General features: G+C 44.7%; 4 protein-coding genes. All 4 read right to left on the bottom strand.

Translation table 11 applies throughout. The annotated features are described in order from the left end of the window. Positions 1 to 192 precede the first annotated feature (192 nt). The 4 genes from B2Z67_RS05890 to B2Z67_RS05875 all read right to left on the bottom strand — a co-directional run bounded on the left by B2Z67_RS05890 (position 193) and on the right by B2Z67_RS05875 (position 3,401). Positions 193 to 939 carry a copper homeostasis protein CutC gene (locus B2Z67_RS05890; RefSeq protein ID WP_291528888.1) on the bottom strand — a complete coding sequence of 249 codons (747 nt, stop codon included), beginning with the start codon at positions 937 to 939 and terminating at the stop codon, positions 193 to 195. A gap of 192 nt (positions 940 to 1,131) precedes the next feature. Further along, entirely contained in the window at positions 1,132 to 2,664 is a 1,533-nt protein-coding gene (gene rny, locus B2Z67_RS05885) for a ribonuclease Y (RefSeq protein ID WP_291528887.1), read from the bottom strand. A 144-nt stretch (positions 2,665 to 2,808) separates the two neighbouring features. Further along, on the bottom strand, positions 2,809 to 3,099 hold the full coding sequence (locus B2Z67_RS05880; RefSeq protein ID WP_291528886.1) for a cell division protein ZapA: 291 nt from the start codon (positions 3,097 to 3,099) through the stop codon (positions 2,809 to 2,811). 8 nt (positions 3,100 to 3,107) lie between these two features. Then, positions 3,108 to 3,401, bottom strand: a complete 294-nt coding sequence (locus tag B2Z67_RS05875) for a hypothetical protein (protein WP_291528885.1) — start codon at positions 3,399 to 3,401, stop codon at positions 3,108 to 3,110. Positions 3,402 to 3,611: the final 210 nt, after the last annotated feature.

The following is a 3,611-nucleotide window of genomic DNA, read 5'->3' as shown; positions in this document are numbered from 1 at the left end:
ATAAGCGGACGAACGCGGACTATTATTATTTAAGAAAAAAATCCGCGTTCGTCCGTTTAATCCGTGTCGTCCGCGTATCCATTCTTCGCTAAATTCTCATTCATAGTATAGAATAATTATTACGAAGTACTTACACTATGAATAATTCAGGATAACTCCTCTAACTCCTGCAATTCTTTCCGAATGAATAATTCAGGTTAGTGCTTTGATAGTTCGCCTCACGCGTTCGGCGGTAGTGATAGGGCGCCAGTAGTCTTCTATATGCACTGTTCCTCCCATAGATACTGCCTCATTGTGGTACAACATACCGCTTTTTATGTTTTCTCTTGCTGAAAAGTGATATTCGCGGATACCGGTTCTGGCGGCAATGCGGGCAATGTTGTTCTCGTTCACTCCGCAGCCTGCCAATAGGATGATGCGTCCTGCTGCCTGCTGCTGCAATTCTTTTAGCAAAGGGATGCCCTGAACTGCCGTAGGTTGCTGTCCGGAAGTAAGGATACGGTTGCATCCTGATTCAATAATCTGTTCCAATGCTTCCTGCGGATTGCGGCATACATCGAAAGCGCGGTGAAAGGTGACGGACATGCCATGCGAGGCTTCCATAAGCCGCTTCATGACCGGCATATCTATATCGCCTTTGGCGTTGAGGCAGCCGAATACTACACCGTCCGCTCCCAGCCTGCGGGCATTGTTGATGTCTTCCAGCATGGTACGTTGTTCGATGGGGGAATAAAAGAAGTCGCCGCCACGCGGACGGATAATGACGTGCAGCAGAGTCTTGTTCAATAGTTGGCGTGCAATGACAATATCTCCGTAGGATGGGGTAGTACCGCCTTCCGGTATTCCGGCGCATAACTCCACCCGGTTTGCTCCTCCTACCTGGGCGGCAATGCAACTCTCTACGGAGTTGGCGCAGATTTCAAATTGATATTGTTCCATGTTATCAAGTAATTTTTTAGACGCGAATAACGCGGATGACACGGATTTTTAGATGTTGCGCTATGTTGCTCTATCTAAAAAAAGAAATCCGTGTCATCCGCGTTATCCGCGTCTGAAATATTATATATTGGTAGTTAAGTAGTTATCACTACTAACAAAGTGCTAACTACTCTAACTACTACAGCTTATCGTTTACTTCGCATAGCTTACAGCACGCGTCTCACGGATTACGGTAATTTTCACCTGTCCCGGATATGTCATTTCGTCCTGTATCTTCTTCGCAATCTCACCGGAAAGGTTTTCTGTCTGCTTGTCGTCAATCTTGTCAGCGCCAACGATTACACGCAGTTCGCGGCCGGCTTGGATAGCGTACGTCTTGGTCACGCCCGGATAGGCCATTGCCAATTGTTCAAGGTCATTCAGACGCTTGATATATGCTTCAACAATTTCGCGGCGTGCTCCCGGACGTGCGCCCGAAATGGCGTCGCACACTTGTACGATAGGTGCCAAAAGACTTGTCATTTCCACTTCGTCGTGGTGGGCGCCGATAGCGTTGCAGATGTCCGGTTTTTCTTTGAACTTCTCTGCCAGCTTCATTCCGTAGAGTGCGTGCGGCAATTCGGGTTCTTCATCGGGCACTTTACCTATGTCGTGCAACAATCCGGCACGTTTTGCTTTCTTCGGGTTCAGTCCCAGTTCCGATGCCATTACGGCGCAAAGGTTGGCTGTTTCGCGGGCATGTTGTAAGAGGTTCTGTCCGTAAGAAGAACGGTATTTCATCTTACCGATAATGCGGATCAGTTCGGGGTGCAAACCATGGATGCCGAGGTCAATCGTTGTACGTTTACCGGTTTCAATGATTTCTTCTTCCACTTGCTTGCGTACTTTGGATACAACTTCCTCGATGCGTGCCGGGTGGATACGTCCGTCGGTCACTAATTGGTGCAATGCCAGGCGGGCAACTTCACGGCGAACCGGGTCGAAGGCTGACAGTACAATAGCTTCCGGTGTATCATCTACTACGATTTCTACGCCTGTTGCCGCTTCGAGCGCACGGATATTGCGGCCCTCGCGACCGATGATGCGTCCTTTGATTTCATCAGATTCGATGTGGAACACTGTAACTGAGTTCTCAATGGCTGTCTCCGTAGCCACACGTTGTATGGATTGGATAACGATGCGTTTCGCTTCTTTACCTGCGGTCAGTTTGGCGTCGTCCATGATATCGTTGATAAAGGACTGTGCCTGTGTTCTGGCCTCTTCTTTCAGGGATTCCACCATGCGTTCTTTGGCTTCTTCGGCGGAGAGTCCTGAAATGGTTTCCAGTTTTTCTATTTCCTGCTGTTGCAGTTTGTCCAGTTCATCTTTTTTCTTGTCGATGATGGTTAGCTGGGCTTCCAGGTTTTCTCTCACCGCTTCGGCTTCCGCTTTCTTGCGCTGTATTTCTTCCTGGCGTTGGTTCAGCACTAATTCGCGTTGTTTCAACTTGTTCTCCGCTTGCTGAATTTTTTGATTGCGGATGGCTACTTCTCTCTCCAAGTCAGCTTTCTTGTTCAGGAACTTTTCCTTTACTTCGAGCAACTTATTCTTTTTAATCACTTCCGCTTCCGTTTCGGCTTCTTTCAGTATATTATCGTATTTAGACTTCAAGCCATGCTTGAAGAATATGTACGCTAAAAATCCACCGATAATGAAACAGGCAATGGATACGAGTATTACTGTCATTTCAATTCATTTTTTAATAAGTATATAAATAAAAACGCACTGTAGAATAAGTTGCTTCCATCTTTCGGGGAAGTTACTTTCATACAGTGCGCGGTTTTTCCTGGTTCTTTTACAGATTTGGTGTCGGAGGTACTAAATAAAGGTTTACAGTCCTTTAAAGTATGTTTCCAACACTTCTGTCAGTTCTTCTATCTTGTCTGCATACGGGCGTGTATCATGCCGGTCTTTCATTTTCAGGTTCTCCAGAGCGAATTGATACGCAACCATGGCGATAATCTTCTCAGAAGTCACATTCCGGTAATGTTCCCGATACGCATTAAGCCGTATATCTACCTGTTTGGCAGCCTCTCTGACCATTTCTTCCTCTTCACGCAGTATGGTGAGGGGGTAGGTGGAGCCTGCCATTTGCAGGTTTATTTTTATCTTATCGTTCATACATCTCGTTATTCATTCAACAAAGCGATGCATTTATCGACTTCACGCACTAATTTCGACAATCGCAGTTTAGTCTCTTTTACGTCACTACCGTTAAGGCTGATTGTCATTGCTGTTTTTAAGTTTGTATAGTTGGCCTCTAAAGTCTGATATTCGGCATGTACCTGTTCGCATTCTTCTTGTTTAGTTTTCAGAAGTTGCTTTAATTCAGCATTTTCACGCCTTAATTCATCATGCAAAAAGAGCAAATGGCGTAATCTTGCTTCAAAGGTACTTAATCGCTTCTTTTCTTCGTCAGTCATTACTATACCAAAATTGACACAAAAATACGATTAACTTAGAGATTACAAAAACTTTCCAAGAAAAATTGTACGTCTTTGGCTAAAATAAATGGTTTGTGCGTTTTTAGAAGTATAAATGATGAGGATTTATGCTTGAAGATTATGAGTTTTGAATTATGAATTATGAATTATGAATTATGAATTATGATCTGTTATAAATTCAACAGACGT

The organism is Bacteroides sp. UBA939 (assembly GCF_002293435.1).
Taxonomy (GTDB): Bacteria; Bacteroidota; Bacteroidia; order Bacteroidales; family Bacteroidaceae; genus Bacteroides.
Note: the sequence above shows the minus strand (reverse complement) of the source record. Positions and strands in the feature narration are given on the sequence as shown.